Genomic DNA, 18,777 nt, shown 5'->3' on the forward strand with positions numbered 1-18,777 from the left:
CCCGCAACACAACAGATCGCGCCGCCACGGCAACAGCCTGACAGCGCGATCGTGACGACACTCAACTCATCGCAATGCGGAAAATGCGTCTAGAGGACCGCAAGCCGATCCGGCCGTCCGGCGCCTTTCCGTCAGGGTGAGGCCAATCCTGACGCCGTGGACCGGCGGAAGACCACAGGTCAACTGGCGAGGATCACCGGGAAGGCCTGGAGCACCGACTCGAAGTGATAGGTCGGCGTGCGGTCCGGGGTGGCTGCTGTCGGGTGGTGGTTGCCGATCCGGATGGTGGACAGGCCGGCCGCTATCCCGCCGGCGATGTCGTACGCCGGGTGGTCGCCGACCATCCAGCCACCCTCCAACGTCGCACCGGTGTACTCGGCCGCGATCTTGAAGATCCGGGGATCGGGCTTGCGCACCCCCACCGACTCGGAGATGCACTTGAAGTCGACGACCGCCCCGATGTCGGTGTGCTCGAGCTTGATCGACTGCTGGAGCGTGCCACCGTTCGTGACCACGGCCACCCGCCATCCCGCAGTACGCAAGGAAGTCAGTCCGTTGAGCACGGCCGGCTCGGCCGAGGTGAACAACGGATGCTCCCGGTCATACGCCTCGACCATCGCACCCACGTCACCGTCCAGCCCGAACCGCTCGTTCACTCCCGCGAACAGCTCGGGCCGCGCCCGGAACCCACCCTCGTCGTTCGCCAGCAACCACTCGAACACCGCCCGGCCGAGCCCTGCCCGCGCAACCCACCACTCGGCCCACGCCACGAACGACGCATCCCGATCGATCAACGTGTTGTCCAGATCAAAACAGGCAAGCCGCGGCAGCCCCGCTGGTCGGCCCGTCATACGTCGATGCGGTTCTCGTCCAGTTCGTAGGCGCCCTGGACGATGAACTCCTTCCGGGGCGCAACGTCGTTGCCCATCAGGAGGTCGAAGACTCCCGCGGCGGCCTCGCCGTCGTCGACGGTGATACGGCGCAGGGTGCGGTGCCGCGGGTCCATGGTGGTTTCCGCGAGCTGGTCGGCGTCCATCTCACCGAGACCCTTGTAGCGCTGCGGGGGCTCTTTCCAGCGGACGCCCTTCTTCATCAGCTCGGCCGACTTCCGCTGGTACTCCGCGTCGGAGTACGTGTAGATGTACTTGTCCTGCCCCTTCTTCGGGTTCGTCAGCTCGAAGCGGTGCAGCGGCGGTACGGCCGTGTAGACCCGCCCGGCGTCGACCAGGGGCCGCATGTACCGGAAGAAGAGCGTCGCCAGCAGGCAGCGGATGTGGGCGCCGTCGGAGTCGGCGTCGGCCATGAAGATGATCTTGCCGTAGCGCGCCTGCTCCAGGTCGAAGGTCCGTCCGGAGCCCGCGCCGACCACCTGGATGATCGAGGCGCACTCGGCGTTCTTCAGCATGTCGCCGACGGATGCCTTCTGCACGTTGAGGATCTTGCCCCGGATCGGCAGCAGCGCCTGGAACTCCGAACTCCGGGCCAGCTTCGCGGTGCCGAGCGCCGAGTCACCCTCGACGATGAACAACTCGGAGCGGTCGACGTCGTTGCTGCGGCAGTCCGCCAGCTTGGCCGGCAACGCCGACGACTCGAGCGCTGTCTTGCGCCGCTGCAACTCCCGGTGCTGCCGGGCGGCGACCCGCGTCCGCGAGGCCGCGACCACCTTCTCCAGTACTGCGCGGGCCTGCGCCTTGTGCTCGCGCTTCGTCGAGGTGAGGAAGCTCTCGAGCTCGGTCTGGACCACCTTCGCGACGATCCGTGAAGCGGCCGGAGTACCGAGCACTTCCTTTGTCTGACCGTCGAACTGCGGCTCGGACAGCCGGACGGTGACCACGGACGTCATGCCCTCCAGCACGTCGTCCTTGATGATCTCCTCGCCGTTCTTCAGCAGCCGGGTGCCGTTCAGCGCGCTGGTGAACACCTTCGGCAGAGCGCGCTCGAAGCCGGCCACGTGGGTGCCGCCCTTCGGCGTCGACACGATGTTCACGAACGACCGCAGCTCGGTCTCGTAGCCGTCGCCCCAGCGGACCGCGATGTCAACCTCGAGATCGCGCTCGACGTCGGTCGGCGACATGTGACCCGCATCGTCGAGCATCGGCACGGTCTCGGTGAAGTGGCCGGTTCCGGTCAGCCGGACGACGTCGGTCACCTTCTGATCAGTGGCCAGGTACTCGCAGAACTCGCTGATCCCGCCTTCGTGCCTGAACGACTCCTCGGTCGGCTCGTCGCCGCGCTCGTCCCGCACCACCAGCTCGAGGCCGGGCACCAGGAACGAGGTCTGCCGCGCCCGGGTGACCAGTTCGTCGTAGTTGAAGGCGGCGTCCTTGGTGAAGACCTGCCGATCCGCCCAGTACCGGATCCGGGTGCCGGTGACACCCTTCTTGGCCCGGCCGGCCTTGCGCAGTCCCTTGACCGCGGTGAACCCCGCGGCCGCGCCCTCGCCGTCGAACTCACCGGCGACACCGCGACGGAACGAGGTGGTCCAGACCGAGCCGCCACGGTCGACCTCGACGTCGAGCCGCGCGGACAGCGCGTTCACGACGGAGGCGCCGACACCGTGCAGACCACCGGAGGCGTTGTACGAGCCGCCGCCGAACTTGCCGCCGGCGTGCAGCTTGGTGAAGACGACCTCGACACCGCTGAGCTTGGTCTTCGGCTCGATGTCGACCGGGATGCCGCGAGCCTTGTCCCGCACCTCGACCGAGCCGTCCTTGTGCAGCACGACGTCGATCCGGTCACCGTGCCCGGCCAGCGCCTCGTCGACCGCGTTGTCGATGATCTCCCACAGGCAGTGCATCAGACCGCGGCTGTCGGTCGAGCCGATGTACATACCCGGCCGCTTGCGCACCGCCTCCAGCCCCTCGAGGACGAGCAGGTGGCGGGCGTTGTAGGTCGGGTCGAGCTCGGTACTGCGAGGCGTCGGGGCGGCCACAGGGCTCCTTCACTGGTTCACAAGCAGACAACGCGCGGCAGCCGGAACCACCGCACGCAGACAGCCTACGCAGCCCGACCCCCAAAACCCGGCAGGGTCGCCTTGTGGCGCTGGTGTATCCATGTTCTCGACGGGGTATCTCACAAGCACCGAACGCGAACTAAGAAAGGTGTTCCGGAAGGTATCGATCCGGACTCGATTGTGTGGTCTTCGCGACACTCCGATCGCGCGCACGCGGTGATCAGATCGTGGCGCACAGTGAGAGAAGACACGCCCGACACTCGCCGGAAACACCACATCGACCGAATCCGAAACGATTCCCCGTCAATATGCGTCATAAGGGAACAGGTGGTTCGTCTCACATACGGACACGCTGCACCTACCGGGAAGCGATCCGCATGTCAGGATGTTGCTATCTGGTGAGTACGGAACTAGATGAGATGAGGCCTCAAGTGACTACAGCACTCGCCCCGAGTTCGACCCTGTCGGCTGCGGACCGTTGTGACCGCTGCGGTGCGCAGGCCTACGTTCGTGTCACCCTGACCAGCGGTGGGGAGCTCCTGTTCTGCGCCCACCACGGCCGGGAGCACGCGGAGAAGCTGCGCAACATCGCGATCACGATCCACGACGAGACGGGCCGGCTCGAAGACGCGCCCGCCGAGTCGGTCCCTGCGGAGGGCGACCGGTAACCCGGCCTCGAAGCGCCAACGAGGGCGCTTACCCCTACTAGCTTTCACCGATGGCGGTCACCCGGACGGGTGGCCGCCATCCGTCATCCAAATCACATTCAGCTTGCGGCGTAACTGCTGTGGCTTTGCCCTCAGACGATCACCGGTACTGCGGGCGCCGGTCCATGGCGACGCAGTTCCTGCCAGGCCCGGGCCAACCGATCGACGGCGTCGTCCATCACCTCCACGGGATAGCTGAACGGCACCCTGAGGTAGTCGTCGTGCTCCCCCGTCGGATCCATCGCACGGCCTGCCACGACCTCGACACCATGCCTGAGAGCGACCTGCGCGAAGGTCCGGGCATCGGTGTCCGGCAACCGGATCCACAGCGCTGAGCCGCCTTCAGGCTCTTCCCAGACCCACTCAGGCAGTCGCTCCGTGAGCAGCCGGCCCATCCATCGCTTCCGATCGGTCGCGGCGGTCGCCCTGGCCGCGGTCAGTTCGGTGAGCCGGGGCAACAAACGTGCGGTGAGCGCCTGGTCGATCACCGGGCTGCCGAGATCCGCCAGCGCCTTGTGCCGGGCCAATCGTTCAGCGAGCGATCGCGGCGCGCGGATCCAGCCGATCCGCAATCCGCCCCAGACCGCCTTCGACACCGAGCCGATCGTCAGCACCTCGGCGTTCGCCGGCGCGAAGGCGGCCAGCGGTGGTGGGATCTCCGGACCGGTCGGGTCCCAGGTCGAATACGCGTTGTCCTCGACAACAACAACCCCATGCTTGGCTGCCAACTCAGCCACCTGACGCCGCCGCGCCGACGACATCAGCCGCCCGGTCGGATTGTGGAAGGTCGGCATCACGAACAGCATCGCCGGGTGATGCTCGGCGAACGCCGCCGCCAGCAGATCGGGCCGGATCCCCGCGTCATCCAGCGGTACGCCGACCACCCTGCCGCCGGCGGCTCCGAACAGGTCGAAGCACCCCGGCCAACTCGGTTGCTCGATCGCCACGGCCGCCCCCGAGCGCAGGTACATCTGGGTGACCAGCGCGATCGCCTGATGGGCGCCACTCGTCACCACGATCTGGTCCGCGCTGGTCGGCAGCCCCGACTCGTCGAAGTGTTCCGCGATCCGCTCCCGGAGTACTTCGAGGCCGCGCGGGTGGTAGCCGACGCCTTGCAGGAGCACGGGTAGTTCGGTGCGTGCCAGTTCTTCCACCTCGGCCGCCAGTTCGGGGATCCCGGGGTCGACCGCGTAGGTCATCGCGATCACCTCGCCCGGGCCGACGGCGATCCGGTGGAACAGCGACTCGCCGTACCCCTTGGGCATGCGCTTGTCGGCTCCTGAGCGGCCGCGGCTCGCCGAGCGCGCCACCGTCGTACCGCTGCCTCGGCGGCTCTCCACCAGGCCGCGCCCGCGCAGTTCGTCGTACGCCGCGACGACTGTGGAGCGGCTGATCGCGAGGGCCTCGGCCAGCGGGCGTTCGGCCGGCAGCCGTGCGCCGACGGGGAGTTCGGCGGAGCCGATGAGCTCGGCGATCGCGTCGGCCAGGCGGCGGTACAGACCGCCGGAGTGGTCGGTCAGGCGGTGCCCGATCAGGTCCGCGAGGGCGGACGGATCTCCAGAACGGTCCACTTCACCCCTCATTGGCCCGGGTGGACTGCTTCCAATCCCGCCAGGCTAGTGGCAGTCAGCAGTCCAGTTCGAGAGGGTGAGACAGATGGGGATCGCGCAGGCGCTCGGGTTCGTCGGAGCGACGGTCGTGCTGGTGGGGATGCCGGGGCCGAACAACATCTACATCTCGCTCCGGAGTCTCGCCCAGGGCCGGCGCGCCGGGGTGGTCTCGGCCTTCGCCATCGAGACCGGCACGCTCGTCTACATCGTGGTCGCGGCCCTCGGACTGGTGGCTGTGGTCCGGGCCTCCCCTGCGATCTTCACCGGGATCACGCTGGTCGGGGCGGCCTATCTCGCGGTGCTGGGTCTGAAGACTCTGCGGGCGCCTGCCGGTGAAGGGGTCGGCGGCGTACGCACCGCGCCGCTCGGTCGGGTGTTCCGGGAGGGCGTGCTGGTGAACCTCCTCAACCCGAAGGTCGCGTTGTTCTTCCTCGCGTTCCTGCCGCAGTTCACCAGCCGCGGTGCGGGTCCGGTGCAGTTGCGGAACGAGATGCTGCTGCTGGGCCTGGCCGTGCTCGCGATCGGGCTGCTGCTGGATCTCGCCTACGCAGTCGGCGCGGACGCGATCGGGCGTCGCTTCCGCTCACAGGGCCGGAGCGGCGGACGGACGCAACGCCTCCTCGTCGGAGGCATCTACCTCACCATCGCAACCGTCGCCGCCCTCGGCACCCTGCACTGAGCCCCGGCACGCTTCCCGAGCCTCGCAAGTCCCTCCACTTCGGGAGTCACTCCACCTGGCGAGTCACTGCACCTCGAGGGGCGAGTTCCGTACTGTGAGCTCGCCGTCGGTCAGCGAGAGCGACAGCTCGCCCGATCCGAGCCGGAGGCCGGAGAGCTGGAGGTTCTTCCAGGGGAAGTGCTCAGCCGGCGTGATCCGCAGCGTTCCGTTCGGCACGTCCGGCGAGATCCTCAGTGCGGCGATCACAACAGCGACTGCTGCAGCCGCGGCCCATGCCTGCGGTCGGCAGGACAGCGGGTAGGGCGTCGGGGTGTCCTCCTCCGGCTGACCGCTTCCGCCGTAGAGCTCGGGCAGGCGGTAGTCGAAAGCCTCGGCAGCCCTGACCAGGCCGTTGACCAGGGACGTAGCGGCGGCGGACTGCCCCGCGGCGTACAGGCCCTGGACGGTCATCGCGGTGTCGTGCGGCCAGACGGTGCCGGTGTGGTAGCCGAGCGGGTTGAAGTGAGTCATTGCCTTCGACAACGTTCTCAGTCCGAAGCCGCTGTCGAGGTCACCGGACGCCAGCACGTCGGCGACAACGGCCTCTTCCGCCGGGTCGAGAATGCCGGTGCCGAGCAGATGGCCCATGTTCGAGGCGGGTCCGGCGACAGGTCGCTTCGCGCCGTCCAGCGCGATCGCCGGGTAGCCGTCGACCCAGAAAGTCTCGCGGAAGCGCTCTCTGAGGTTCGCGGCCCACTCACTCCACTCCTCGGCGCCTTCCAGACCGAAGGAAGTGAGGAGCTCCGCGCCCGCGATCGCGGCGGCGTAGGCGTAGCCCTGGACCTCACAGAGCGCGATGGGTGCGGTGGCGATCGTGCCGTCGGGCCACTGCACGGAGTCGCTCGAGTCCTTCCACCCCTGGTTCGCCAGGCCGTGGCCGGATTCGTCGATGTACTCGAGGAATCCGTCGCCGTCCGGGTCCGCATAGTCGCGCATCCAGGCGAGCGCTCCCTGCAGAGCAGGCAGCAACTCCCGTACTTCGTCCGTGGGCATGCCCCAGCGCCAGGCCTTGTGGAGGGTGGTGATCCACAGTTGGGTCGCATCGTGGGTGCCGTAGTAGGCGGCCGGCAGCACCAGACCGCGGCCGTGGTCGGTGACCTCCGCGCGAAGCTCGTGCGGGATCTTGCCCGGCTGCTCTGCCGCACCCGGGTCGACGCGGGTGCCTTGGTGGCGGGCCAGCGCACGGAGTGTTCCTGCTGCCAACGGCGGATCGACCGGGATCAGCATGCCTGCGGAGATCAGGGAGTCCCGGCCGAACAAGGTGAGGTACCAGGGCGGCCCCGCGCCGAGATAGCGCTCTCCCTCCTCGGCCGCCAGTTGCAGTCCTGCGACATCGTCCAAGGACCGCCGCAACCAGCGGTCCACCCTCGTGTCGTCGCACCCAACCTCGACCTCGTCGTACCCGGGCCTGCTCGCAGGCGGCTCGATACTGAAGCCGTCGGTGATCGGGAAGGTCGCACTGACCCGGATGGTCACGCTCACCTCTTGCCCGGCATCGACCTTCAGTTGCCAGCCGCGCCCGGCTTCGGCCTCCGCTCCATCGGGAGCCGCGGCGTCGGGAGCTGGATCGAAGAGAGCGGTTACCCGGGTTCCGGACGCGTCCTCCCAGTGCAGGCGGTCCGCTTCCGGGATCGGCGGAAGGGCGGGGAGGTCTGCCGCGGCTTCACTGCGTACGGCGGCCGTGCCGGCCAGGTCCGTGCCGAGGGCAACGACCAGCTCACAGTCGACGGTGAGGTGGGAGCGGTTGACCAGCGTGATCCGCTCGGTCAAGCCGTCGCCGGACACCTCGCGGGTACGCCGAAGCAGCACCGTGGGGTCGTGGCCGGAATCGCCCAGGCCGTCGACCACAGCGTCGTACCGGGTGGTCGCGGTGGAGCGTTCGTCGACCTGGACGGGTACCGGTGAGCGGCCGTCGACGGACACCTGGAGGTGGGACAGGATGCGGCGGTCCCGGGCGTAGACACCTTCGGCGCCGGCGCCCGTCAACTGTCCGGACCGGGGCGACAACACCACCCAGGGAGCAGCGAGTGTGGTGACCAGATCATGCAGATAGGGCATGTGTCGACACTACGACGACCGGTTTTGCGGCAGAGTGGCGGTGTGAACAGCGTGGCGACGTTCCTGGTCGGGGTGGCGATCTTCGTCGGCATCGTCGGCATCGTGATCCCGATCCTGCCCGGCGCCATCCTGAGCCTGGCGGCGATCCTGGTCTGGGCGCTGGAGGAGCAGAGTTCAACCGGCTGGATCGTGCTCTCGGCCGCCGTGGTGCTGATCGGAGCCAGCCAGGTGGTCAAGTACATCGTGCCCGAGCGGCGGCTGCGCGAGTCCGGCGTACCGCGAAGATCGATGCTGATCGGCGTGCTGCTCGGCATCGTCGGGTTCTTCGTGATCCCGGTGGTCGGCATGTTCATCGGGTTCCCGCTCGGCGTCTACGTGTCCGAGCGGCAGCGGCTCGGCGCCCACGCGCACGCCTGGACCTCGACCAAGCACGCCCTGCGCGCCACCGGGCTGTCGATCCTGATCGAGCTGATCGGCACCTCCCTGGCCGCCGCCGTCTGGCTCGCCGCCGTCCTCTTCCTCGTCTGAGCCACTGGCCTGAGCCACCACCCGAGTCACTCGTCCGGGCCTGCTGCGTCACCCGTTTGCTGAGCGAATGCCAGGGTTTTGCCAGCTTCGGCGCAGGATCGTCTCAGGTCCACCGGGGATGTTGGGACGACCAGTACCAGGTGACCACCTGGTGCGCAGTACCGGGAGGCAAGCAAGCATGGCGTTGAACCAGAAGCTCACCGACAAGCGCTGGCGGGTGGCCGGCACCGTGGCCGCCGTCCTGGCGACCACCACCGCCGGCGGAGTCGCCTGGGCAACCACCAACGCGGACCCGTCCCCCAGCCCTTCGGCCAGCCCGTCCGCCTCGCCGTCGGCACCCAACTCCGCCGACCCCGCCAAGCCTGACCGGGGACCCGGCCGGCACGGCGAGTTCGGGATGGGCGGCGCGCTGCACGGCGAGTTCGTCGTCGAGAAGGAGGGCGGCGGCTACCAGACGTTGGCCACCCAGACCGGCGAGGTCACCGCGGTCAGCAAGGACTCGATCACGGTGAAGAGCGCCGACGGGTACAGCAAGGACTACGTCGTCACCGCCGACACCCTGGTGAACGCGGCGCGTGACGGGATCGCCAGCGTCAAGACCGGCAACACCGTCTCGGTGTCGGCGATCGTGGCGGACGGCAAGGCCACCGCGACCAGCGTGAACGACGGAACGGTCCGCGACGCGGCCCGGGAGAAGTGGGGTTTCAAGCGCGGACCCCGCTGACACTCACAGCCGATTGCCAGGAACCTTCCAGGAATCGCACGGGTCCGGGCGTAAGACTGTGGGCATGAGCCCGCATCTGCTGGTGGTCGACGACGAGCCCAACATCGTCGAGCTGCTGTCCGCGAGTCTGCGCTTCGCCGGGTACGAGGTGACCACGGCGACCCACGGGGCCGAGGCGCTCCGGAAGGCCCGGGAGGTGGAGCCCGACCTGGTCGTGCTCGACGTGATGATGCCCGGCCTCGACGGTTTCGAGGTGGTCCGGCGGCTGCGCGGTGAGGACCGGCACGTGCCCGTGCTGTTCCTCACCGCGCGCGACGCCGTCGAGGACAAGGTGCTCGGCCTGCACACCGGTGGCGACGACTACGTGACCAAGCCGTTCAGCCTGGACGAGTTGGTCGCCCGGGTCCGCGCGCTGCTGCGCCGCTCCGGCCACCGCGAGCAGGCCGCGACCGAGCCCGCGGTACTGCGGTACGCCGATCTGGAGCTGAACGAGGACAGCTACGAGGTGTTCAAGGCGGGTGAGGCCGTGCAACTGTCGCTCACCGAGTTCAAGCTGCTGCGCTGCCTGCTGGAGAACGCCGAGCGGGTGATGTCGAAGGGGCAGATCCTCTCGGCGGTCTGGAACTACGACTTCGCCGGGGACGCGGGGGTGGTCGAGTCCTACATGTCCTACCTGCGCCGCAAGGTCGACACCGGCGACCAGAAGCTCCTCCACACGGTCCGTGGCGTCGGCTACGTACTGCGAACCCCCCGAGGCCCCAACTGATGCCTCACCGCCGGCTGGCCGACCGGTATCCCCTGCGCATCACCATCGTCGTCGTACTGCTGACGCTGGTGACCGCGGCACTGCTCGCTTCCGGCCTGGTGGCAACGACGATCATGCGGGGGTACCTGACAGACCGCGTGGACAGTCAGTTGAGCGACGCCGCCAAGATGATCTCCGCCCAGAAGGGGTTCGGGCCGAACGGTCCGCCGCCGCCGAACCAGCGCGGGCCGAGGCTGCCCAGCGTGTTCATCCTGCAGGCCTTCGAGGCGGACGGCGCCAAGTCGGCCGACGGACGGTTCCGGGAACCCTTGCGGCCGACCGAGGCCGAGCCTCAACTCCCGACGATGACGCTGGAACAAGTGGTTGCCCGGGGCGACAAGCCGTTCAACACGGGAGCCGTCTCGGGCGATGGCACTTTCCGGGTGATCGCCACGCCGCTGCAGAACCAGGACGGCTACATCATGGTCGCGCAGAATCTCGGCGACATGGATCAGACGATCCAGCGACTCGTCGGAGTGCAGATCGCGGCCGGGATCATCCTGCTGGTGCTGCTCGCGGGCGTCGGCACCTGGGTCGTGCGGCGCAGTCTTCGAGGACTGGAGGATGTGGAGCACACGGCGGTGGCCATCGCCGGTGGTGATCTGAGCCGGCGGGTGCCGCAGCGGGATCCACGGACCGAGGTCGGGCGGTTGTCGCTCGCGCTGAACCAGATGCTCGGGCAGATCGAGACCGCGTTCGCGCAGCGGACCGCTTCGGAGTTCGCGGCGCGCCGGTCGGAGGACGCGGCCCGCCGGTCGGCCGAGGTGGCCCGGCAGTCCGAGGAGGTGGCTCGTCAGTCGGAGGACAACGCCCGGCAGTCGGAAGAGCGGATGCGGCGGTTCATCGCGGACGCCAGCCACGAACTCCGTACTCCGCTGACGTCGATCCGTGGGTTCGCCGAGCTGACCCGGCAGCGGAGTTCCGCAGCCGATCCCGCGACGATGAAGCGGATCGAGGACGAGGCGAAGCGGATGGGACTCCTCGTCGACGACCTGCTGCTGCTCGCGCGACTCGACCAGCAGCGGCCCTTGCAGCACCGGCCGGTGGATCTGCTGACGCTCGCGGGCGACTCCGTCCACGACGTACAGGCTGTTCAGCCTGGGCGTCCGGTGAAGCTGCAGATCCTCCCCGACTCAGGAGCTCCCGTGGTCGAGGGCGATGAGGCGCGGCTGCGGCAGGTGCTGGGGAATCTGGTGAGCAATGCGCTGCACTACACGCCGCACGACGCGCCGATCACTATCTCGGTCGGGACTCGTGACGGCGAGGCGATCCTCGAGGTCGCTGATACCGGGCCGGGGCTCAGTGCGGAACAGAAGGCACGGGTATTCGAGCGTTTCTACCGAGCCGATTCCGCCCGTACTCGCACCACTGGTGGCTCGGGCCTCGGACTGTCGATCGTGGCTGCGTTGGTCGCCGCTCATAGCGGCAAGGTCACCGTCACCGACACTCCCGGGGGCGGCGCCACCTTCACCGTGCACCTGCCCCTAACTCCCCTGGGCTGAGGTCAGAGGGCGGGGAAGGTGCGGCTGGCGGACTCGTAGTCCTTCCACTTGTCCAGCGAGGCCAGGTCGGTCGGCGACAGCTTCCACTGCCGGACCGGGTCGATCTGCCGGATCATGAAGCGCGTCTGCTGCTCGGCCTGCGACACCGAGAACCACAGCTTCACCAGCTTGATCCCGGAGCGCACCAGCATCCGCTCGAACTCCGGCGCCTGCCGCATGAACTCGTCGTACTGCTCGTCGGTGCAGAACCCCATCACCCGCTCGACGCAGGCGCGGTTGTACCAGGACCGGTCGAACAGCACCATCTCGCCGGCGGCCGGCAGGTGCTCGACGTACCGCTGGAAGTACCACTGCGTCTGCTCCCGCTCGGTCGGCTTCTCCAGCGCGACGATCCGGGCGCCGCGCGGGTTCAGATGCTCCATGAACCGCTTGATGGTGCCGCCTTTGCCCGCCGCGTCGCGCCCCTCGAAGACGATCACCAGCTTCTGCTTCGAACGCTTCACCCAGTACTGCAACTTGAGCAGCTCGATCTGGAGCAGCCGCTTGTCCCGGTCGTAGACCTCGCGCGCGAGGCGTTCGCCGTACGGGTAGCCCTCGCGCCAGGTGTCGACCGGCGTGCCGTCGGGGCGCAGCAGCACCGGGTCGTCGTCCTCCTCGTCCAGCACGCGGAAGCCGAGCTCGTGTACCAGATCAGGGGTGTTCATAACGCCCAAGAATCAGCGCACCGGACTGGTCCGCGGTGAACGAGGTCGGACGCACGGATGAACATCGAACCCGTACTACGGCAGGCGGCGAACCTTGACGGTGGCGTCGGGCCGGGAGCTGGGGTGGCCGTCCGGGGAGGTGTGTTCGCGGGGGTGGGTCTGGCTCAACAGGATCTCCCACTCACCCTCGGAGAGTTTGAGGTCGGCGATCACTTCCTCGGGGGTCGGGAAGTGGATGTCCGGGTGATGGTTGTGCTCCCAGGAGGGGAAGCTCAGGTGACCCTCGATCAGCAGGATGCCGCCCGGGGCGACCGCGTCGGCTGCCTTGCGGAGGATCTCCTCACGCGGCATGTCGCCGAGCGAGTGCAGGAACTGGGCCGACACGAGGTCGTAGCTTCCCTCGGGGAAGGTCTTGCCGAGGTCGCAGTGCTGCCAGTCGATCCGCCCGGCCACAGCTTCACCGGACGCCGTGGCATGGGCGGCTGCTCGGGCCAGGGCGACGGTGGAAATGTCGACGGCGGTCACCTGCCAGCCCTGCCCGGCCAGCCAGATCGCGTCCGCGCCTTCGCCGCAGCCGAGGTCCAGGGCGCGGCCCGGCCTGAGATCGGTGGTCTCTTGCACCAGTACTACGTTCGGCCGGCCACTCCAGATCTGCGCGCTCTCGGAGTAGCGGTTGTTCCAGGACTCTTCGTCGGACAGCTCATCGGTCGTCATGACCCGATCGTGCGTCACCACACCGAGTGATGGCAAACCTTGTTGCCGTCTTGGCAAACAGCTCAGCGGGACGTCACCGGGTCTCCGCGAGTAGCTGTTCGAGTTCGGCGCGATCGCCGGGTTGCTCGCGGAGCTCGGAGTTCAGCAGGCGCTGCAGGAGTTCGCCGACGCGTGGCGTGGCGAGCCGGTGCGGGATGGCGAGGCTCAGCTGATCGATCGTTGCTCCAGGCAACGGAGGCTGAGGCGGCTCGAGCGCCGAACGGTCCAGCAGGATTCGCAATTCGTCGACTGCTCGCTTCGACTCGGCGATCAGGCAGGCGTGCTCCTGCTCAGTCGGCGCACCGACTCGTGGCGCGCCGATCAGGTCGAACCACAGCAGACCCCAGCAGGCCAGCGAGACGCTGGCCAGCCACTCCTCGACGGCCGGCGCCGCGTCCAGCCCGATCCGCAGCAGGTAACCGAAGGCCGTGGCCAGCGCGCCGCCGTGCAGGCTCGGCCCGGCATGCACCAACTGGTACGCGAACTGCTCCGGCGACGCCTGCTCGAACCATCGCTCAACCGCTCCGGCCTGATCGACCAGCCGCAGTTGAGCCGCCGCTTGCAGGAACGCGACGAGATCCTCGGTCGAGAGATTCGCCCACCACTCCCCCGGCTCGAGCAGCCAGTACGACGGATCCGCCCACCGGCCGCACGCGAACAACCCGCGCACACCGAGCGGCGTCAAGCGCACCAGCGAGCCCTCGACGGTCACCGCGCCGAGCCGCTCGAGTCGCTCAAAGCCCTGCCGGCTCTCGACGACCACCTCCCCGTCGCGGAAGGCGACCAGCAACGTCGGCGTGAGTCCGGGCGATTCGCCGAGCACAGCCTGCAAGACCTCGATCCACGGCTCCACCCGCCGTGGCGTGACCAGGTCATCCTCCGGCGACCAGGCTCGCATGGTCGGCCCGTACTGCGGTGTGCCCGGGCTGGGGTCGATCAGCCCGGCCAGCACCGCAGTACGCCAGTGTTCGTGGTCGGTTCTGGGGGAAGCGCTCTTTACGATCTCGGTCGCGAACTCCACCAGGTCGAGCATCAAGGGAGCGCTCTCGGCGGCCATGCGCAACGCCGACGGCATGACCGTTGTCGGCCTCGGCGAACCAGGCAGAGGTTCGAGCTGCGACTCAGTTCCCACCGCAGCAACCTACACACCACCCACCCCACCGCCTACAGATCAGCCCGGCTCACTGAGGCCGGACGTTGTGGTTGCCGGCGAACAGGTTGGCGGGGTCGTACTGGCGCTTGACCGCCGCGAGCCGCTGATAGGTCCCGGCCGGATAGACCGCGGCGACATCCTCCGCGGTGTGAGCAGTGAGGAAGTTCGCGTAGGCGCCGTTGACGTGAGGTGCGAGCCTCCCCCAGATGGCCTCCAGAGCCGGCCCAGCTGCGTCGACGGCCGGCTTCGGACCGATGATGGTGGTCACGAACATCAACTCCGCTTGGCGATGAGCGTAGGCAGTGGCGTCGTCGGGGACTCGGGACACCGCACCGCCGACGCTGCGGACGGCGATGATCGGCGGCCGTTCCGATGCTCCGACCTCAGCAAGGATCCGAAGGACCTCGGGCACCGAATCCTTGTCCACGAAGGCGCTTCGGGTCACGAGCTGGATGCCGGGCGGTGGCGTCATGCCGTCGACGAGGGTGTCCGCGTAGGGCCGCAGCGCGACATCGTCTTCGAGTACCGTGCCGAGCCGGCGGATCGGGTCGATCGCCTTCGCGGCGAGCTCCGGGTCATCGCCGTCGAAGGTGACGTGGAACTCGATCGGCGCCTCACGTCCGCCGGCGAACGGATTGGCGAAATCCGCGATGGAGGTGAGCTCTTCGGGCGCGGTGCGGAGGTAGTCCGCCCACCCCTGGAGCACGGTCGCCAGCTCCGCTGCCGGGAAGGCGATCTTCCCGTAGAAGACGTCGGTGGTCGGGTGCGCCGCGAACTCGAAGGCGGTCACGATCCCGAAGTTGCCGCCACCACCGCGAAGCGCCCAGAACAGTTCCGGGTTCTCCTCCCCGGTCGCACGCACGACCTCTCCGTTGGCAGTGACCACCTCCATGGCGACCACATTGTCCAGGGCCAGACCGTACTTCCTGACCTTCCAGCCGATGCCGCCGGTCAACGTCAGCCCACCTACCCCGACGCTCTTGGTGTCGCCCGAGGAGATCGCCAGATTGTGCGGGGCCAGGGCGGCCGCGACCTGACCCCAGGTGGCGCCGCCGCCGATCCGCACGAGGTGCCGTTCCTTGTCGACGACCTCCACGGTCGCGAGCTTGATCAGGTCGATCACGACGCCGCCGTCGTTGGTGCCGAAGCCCGGGAAGCTGTGACCGCCGCCTCGCACGGACAGCACGAGACCCGCATCGGCGGCGAATCTGACACCTGCTTGCACGTCCCCGAGGCTCTTGGGACGCAGAACGTAGGCCGGGCTGCCCGAAGCCAGGACCGACCGACTGGCCGATTCGTACTCGGCTCCGCCCGGTTCGATGATGTCCCCGCCGAAGTCGGGGCGAAGAGTTTCAAGCGCTGAGCTCATGACTTCCTTCCACACAGGACAAATCCGGATGCATACACAGGTCTGACGACACAGACCGGCCAAATGTGACCTGGGGCCACGTCTGCGTCAGTGCGCGACGATGACGGCGTCGTCGCTGGACGGATCGGCAGGTGCCTCAGGCTTGCGGTCGCGAAGAAGAACGAAGGCCAGTACTGCGGAGCCGACAACCGCGACCGCCGCGACGACGAAGCTGCTCGACATGGCGTCGGCGAAGGCGACCTTGGCGGACCGGGCGAGAGCGCTGTCCCCGGTGCTCGCCGCCACGGCGAGAGCGTCGCCGATGGAGCGGCGGGCCGACTCGGGAGCGCTCTCCGGCATCGCCGCGGTAAAGCCGTTCGCCAGGACACTGCCCAGGATCGCGACACCGAGCGCCGCACCAGCCTGCTGGACGGTGTCGTTCAGCGCGGACCCGACACCGGCGTGTTCGTGCGGCACGGCTCCCATCAGCGCGGCAGTCGCGGCCGGCTGCGCCAACCCGCCGCCGATCCCGAACAGCAGCAACGCCGCGGTCACCATGCCGAACCCGTCATCCGCTCCCAGCGTCGACAGCATCGCGAAGCCGCCGGCGAGCACCACCAGACCTGCCGCGGTCATCGGCCGGTTGCCGATCTTCTGTCCGAGGGTCGCGCCGATGCCGTTGACCACGATCACCGCGAGCGCCATCGGCGCCAGCGCAAGCCCGGCTCGGGTCGGCGTGTAGCCGAGCACGAACTGCAGGTACTGCGTCAGCGCGAGCACCAGGCCGCCGTTGCCGATCTGGACCAGCACCAGGGAGAGGCTGCCACCACTGAAGTTGCGGTTCCGGAACAGGTCGAGCGGGACCATCGGCACCGGCGTGTGCAGTTCCCAGGCGACGAAGCCGGCCAGACCGACGACGGCCACGGCGAGCGCGGGCCAGGAGACACCCTGGGTCGGGATCTCGATGATCACCCAGACCAGCGCCACCAGACCGGCCATCGACAGCACCGCACCGAGTGGGTCCGGTTTGCGCCACGGACCCTTGGACTCCGGCATCCAGATGACCGCCGCGGCGATCGCGAGCACCACGACCGGCACGTTGATCAGGAACACCGAGCCCCACCAGAACTTCGCGATCAGCGCGCCGCCCATCACCGGACCGCCGATCAGCCCGACCATCAGCACCGAGCTCCAGATCGACATCGCCTTGCGACGCTCGGCGTCGTCGAACACGGTGATCAGGATCGACAGCGTGCTCGGCATCACCACCGCTCCGCCGATGCCCATCAGCACCCGGCCGACGATCAGCGTCTCCGGGCTGTTCGCATAGGTGGCGAGCAGCGACGCCGCGCCGAAGATGGCCAGGCCGACGATCATCACCCGCTTGCGGCCGTACCGGTCGGACAGGCTTCCTGCGGTCAGCAGCAGTCCGGCGAAGACCAGGATGTAGCTCGCGATGATCCATTGGATGTCCTGGGCGCTCGCGTCCAGGTCCTCGGTCAGCGACGGGATCGCGACGGTGAGCACACCGTTGTCGAGCACCAGGACGAGAGTGCTCAGGCAGAGCACGATCAGGATGAGCCAGCGACGCGGATGACGATCAGTCATCTCGCACCTCCTCGGAAGTTTATTGAACGGTGTGCAGTTGCCTTGAACAGTGTGCATTGCAGTTGAACACCGGTCAACTCCTGCACAGTGTTCATGAAGTGCGCTAGGGTGGCGGCACAGCAGGTGGAAGCCGAAGGAGGCGGCATGGCAGCCGAGGAGTACGCGTCGGTCTGGACCCGGCCGAAGCGCAAGCGCCGGGAGCAGCCCGCGCTCAGCCAGAAGCAGATCGTCGCGGAGGCGATCAAGCTGCTGGACGCGGAGGGCCTCGAGGCGCTGAGCATGCGCAAGCTGGGCGCCGCACTCGGTGCGGTCGCCACCGCGGTGTACTGGCACGTCGCCAACAAAGAGGAGCTGATCGAGCTCGTCGTCGACCAGATCTACGGCGAGATCGAGGTTCCGGAGGTGACCAGCCCGGACGAGTGGCGCGCCGCGGCCGAGGCCTGTGCCGAGAGCTTCCGCGGCGTGATCCTTCAGCATCCCTGGATGGGATCGACCCTCGCCGAAGTCGGCCTGACCTATCTCGGCCCGAACATGATGCGCGTCTCGGATCGCATGCTCGCCCTGTATGAGGGCGGTGGCTTCAGCCTGCTGGAGGCGAACCAGGCCGCGACGACCGTCGCCGCCTACGTGCTGGGCGTCGCATCCACCGAGGCAGCCACGCTGACCAAGCTGGCTCGCAGCGGCCTGACAGCCGACGACTGGATGACGAAGGTCTGGCCCGCCGCCGAGCAGGCCGCGCAGGACTACCCCAGGATGAAGGAGCTCTACGCGGCCCACCGCGGCCACGACATCGTCGGTGGCAGCGAGGACGACTTCAAGTACGGCCTGGCCCGGATCCTCGACGGACTCGAGCCTCGCCGCGAGCGCTAACGCAGCAGGATCGTGCGCTCCACGAGCGTCCACGTCGTGGTGGTCAGCAGGTAGAGGCCCGCTGCCAGCGGGATGAAAGCGGCTGTAGCGAGAGTGCCGAACGGCAGCAGGCGGGCGATCCGGCGAGACATCGGCGAGGCCGTCTCATCCAGTTGACGCAACTGCCGGCGCGACGAGAAGTAGGCGACGACCGCCAGCAGTACCGCGAGCCCCAGGTACGCCGGGGTCGACGCGAACAGCGGCCAGTGGAGGCCGAGCGGCGCACCGAAGATCGTGCCTGCGAGCAGTTGGTTCGATTGGCCAGCCACGATCGCCGTGGTGAACAGGCTGTACATCACCCAGAAGAACGGCAGCTGCGCGAACATCGGCAGGCATCCGGCCAGCAGGGTGGTCCCGGACTCGGACTGCAGCTTGGCCACCTCACGCTGAACCCGCTCGGGGTTCTTGCCGTGCCGCTGCTGGATGTTGCGGATCTCTGGCATCAAGGCGGCCCGCGACTTCTCGCCGCGGATTGCGGCAAGGCTGAGCGGGAGGAGCAACAGGCGGACGGCCACCGTACAGAGCACGATCGCCACAGCAGCGGCGTACGGGCCGGTGAGGGGTTCGATCGCGGTCGCGAGTCCGTTGACGAGGTGGTACGCGCCACTGATCGGCGCGTCGAGGAAGGAAGGCATGGCAGTACTCCACGAGTGAGAAGGGATGGGTAGCGCGAGAGGGGCTGCCGAAGAGACGGCAG

The 18,777-nt window shown here is 68.2% G+C and carries 16 protein-coding genes and 1 pseudogene; 7 read left to right on the forward strand and 10 right to left on the reverse strand.

Going from position 1 to position 18,777, the window contains the following annotated elements; translation table 11 throughout:
• Nucleotides 1-179: 179 nt before the first annotated feature.
• Complete coding sequence (locus EV648_RS36610; protein WP_132300095.1) at nucleotides 180-851, reverse strand: HAD family hydrolase; 672 nt, start codon at nucleotides 849-851, stop codon at nucleotides 180-182.
• Nucleotides 848-2,932: a type IIA DNA topoisomerase subunit B gene (locus EV648_RS36615; protein ID WP_132300097.1), complete on the reverse strand. Its 2,085-nt coding sequence runs from the start codon at nucleotides 2,930-2,932 to the stop codon at nucleotides 848-850. The genes EV648_RS36610 and EV648_RS36615 overlap by 4 nt, the downstream gene beginning before the upstream one ends.
• 440 nt (nucleotides 2,933-3,372) lie before the next feature.
• Between EV648_RS36615 and EV648_RS36620 the strand changes: the two genes are divergently transcribed.
• On the forward strand, nucleotides 3,373-3,621 hold the full coding sequence (locus tag EV648_RS36620) for a hypothetical protein (RefSeq protein ID WP_241995960.1): 249 nt from the start codon (nucleotides 3,373-3,375) through the stop codon (nucleotides 3,619-3,621).
• 131 nt (nucleotides 3,622-3,752) lie between these two features.
• Here EV648_RS36620 and EV648_RS36625 read toward each other — a convergent pair whose 3' ends face one another.
• Nucleotides 3,753-5,231 (reverse strand): PLP-dependent aminotransferase family protein, encoded by a 1,479-nt coding sequence (locus tag EV648_RS36625; protein ID WP_199235029.1) that lies wholly within the window; start codon nucleotides 5,229-5,231, stop codon nucleotides 3,753-3,755.
• A gap of 85 nt (nucleotides 5,232-5,316) precedes the next feature.
• Between EV648_RS36625 and EV648_RS36630 the strand changes: the two genes are divergently transcribed.
• The gene (locus EV648_RS36630) at nucleotides 5,317-5,949 is read left to right on the forward strand and encodes a LysE family translocator (protein ID WP_132300103.1); all 633 of its coding nucleotides are present in this window, start codon (nucleotides 5,317-5,319) and stop codon (nucleotides 5,947-5,949) included.
• Between the two features lie 63 nt (nucleotides 5,950-6,012).
• Here EV648_RS36630 and EV648_RS36635 read toward each other — a convergent pair whose 3' ends face one another.
• The gene (locus EV648_RS36635; RefSeq protein ID WP_132300105.1) at nucleotides 6,013-8,046 is read right to left on the reverse strand and encodes a glycogen debranching N-terminal domain-containing protein; all 2,034 of its coding nucleotides are present in this window, start codon (nucleotides 8,044-8,046) and stop codon (nucleotides 6,013-6,015) included.
• A gap of 42 nt (nucleotides 8,047-8,088) precedes the next feature.
• On the opposite strand from EV648_RS36635, the gene EV648_RS36640 reads away from it, so the two are divergent.
• From EV648_RS36640 to EV648_RS36655, 4 genes are all read left to right on the forward strand, one after another.
• Nucleotides 8,089-8,574, forward strand: coding sequence for a DUF456 domain-containing protein (locus EV648_RS36640; RefSeq protein WP_132300107.1), 486 nt, complete (start codon nucleotides 8,089-8,091; stop codon nucleotides 8,572-8,574).
• A 178-nt stretch (nucleotides 8,575-8,752) separates the two neighbouring features.
• A complete protein-coding gene (locus tag EV648_RS36645) occupies nucleotides 8,753-9,298 on the forward strand; it encodes a hypothetical protein (RefSeq protein WP_132300109.1) in 546 nt (181 codons plus the stop codon).
• Between the two features lie 64 nt (nucleotides 9,299-9,362).
• On the forward strand, nucleotides 9,363-10,064 hold the full coding sequence (locus EV648_RS36650; RefSeq protein WP_132300111.1) for a response regulator transcription factor: 702 nt from the start codon (nucleotides 9,363-9,365) through the stop codon (nucleotides 10,062-10,064).
• Nucleotides 10,064-11,605, forward strand: a complete 1,542-nt coding sequence (locus EV648_RS36655; protein ID WP_132300113.1) for a cell wall metabolism sensor histidine kinase WalK — start codon at nucleotides 10,064-10,066, stop codon at nucleotides 11,603-11,605. Before EV648_RS36650 ends, EV648_RS36655 begins: the two co-directional genes overlap by 1 nt.
• A gap of 26 nt (nucleotides 11,606-11,631) precedes the next feature.
• On the opposite strand, the pseudogene ppk2 reads toward EV648_RS36655, so the two are convergent.
• The 5 genes and pseudogenes from ppk2 to EV648_RS36680 form a co-directional block, all read right to left on the reverse strand.
• Nucleotides 11,632-12,309: pseudogene (ppk2, locus tag EV648_RS36660) on the reverse strand (polyphosphate kinase 2); the annotation flags it as partial.
• Between the two features lie 75 nt (nucleotides 12,310-12,384).
• Entirely contained in the window at nucleotides 12,385-13,023 is a 639-nt protein-coding gene (locus EV648_RS36665; RefSeq protein ID WP_132300117.1) for a bifunctional 2-polyprenyl-6-hydroxyphenol methylase/3-demethylubiquinol 3-O-methyltransferase UbiG, read from the reverse strand.
• Between the two features lie 73 nt (nucleotides 13,024-13,096).
• Nucleotides 13,097-14,194 (reverse strand): hypothetical protein, encoded by a 1,098-nt coding sequence (locus EV648_RS36670; RefSeq protein ID WP_132300119.1) that lies wholly within the window; start codon nucleotides 14,192-14,194, stop codon nucleotides 13,097-13,099.
• 49 nt (nucleotides 14,195-14,243) lie between these two features.
• Nucleotides 14,244-15,584: an FAD-binding oxidoreductase gene (locus EV648_RS36675; protein ID WP_132300121.1), complete on the reverse strand. Its 1,341-nt coding sequence runs from the start codon at nucleotides 15,582-15,584 to the stop codon at nucleotides 14,244-14,246.
• An 87-nt stretch (nucleotides 15,585-15,671) separates the two neighbouring features.
• Nucleotides 15,672-17,171 carry an MFS transporter gene (locus EV648_RS36680; protein ID WP_132300123.1) on the reverse strand — a complete coding sequence of 500 codons (1,500 nt, stop codon included), beginning with the start codon at nucleotides 17,169-17,171 and terminating at the stop codon, nucleotides 15,672-15,674.
• 144 nt (nucleotides 17,172-17,315) lie between these two features.
• On the opposite strand from EV648_RS36680, the gene EV648_RS36685 reads away from it, so the two are divergent.
• Entirely contained in the window at nucleotides 17,316-18,041 is a 726-nt protein-coding gene (locus tag EV648_RS36685; protein WP_132300125.1) for a TetR/AcrR family transcriptional regulator, read from the forward strand.
• On the opposite strand, the gene EV648_RS36690 is transcribed toward EV648_RS36685, so the two are convergent.
• Nucleotides 18,038-18,715: a membrane protein insertase YidC gene (locus tag EV648_RS36690; RefSeq protein WP_132300127.1), complete on the reverse strand. Its 678-nt coding sequence runs from the start codon at nucleotides 18,713-18,715 to the stop codon at nucleotides 18,038-18,040. The genes EV648_RS36685 and EV648_RS36690 overlap by 4 nt on opposite strands.
• Nucleotides 18,716-18,777 lie beyond the last annotated feature (62 nt).

The organism is Kribbella sp. VKM Ac-2568, from assembly GCF_004345365.1.
Taxonomy (GTDB): Bacteria; Actinomycetota; Actinomycetes; order Propionibacteriales; family Kribbellaceae; genus Kribbella; species Kribbella orskensis.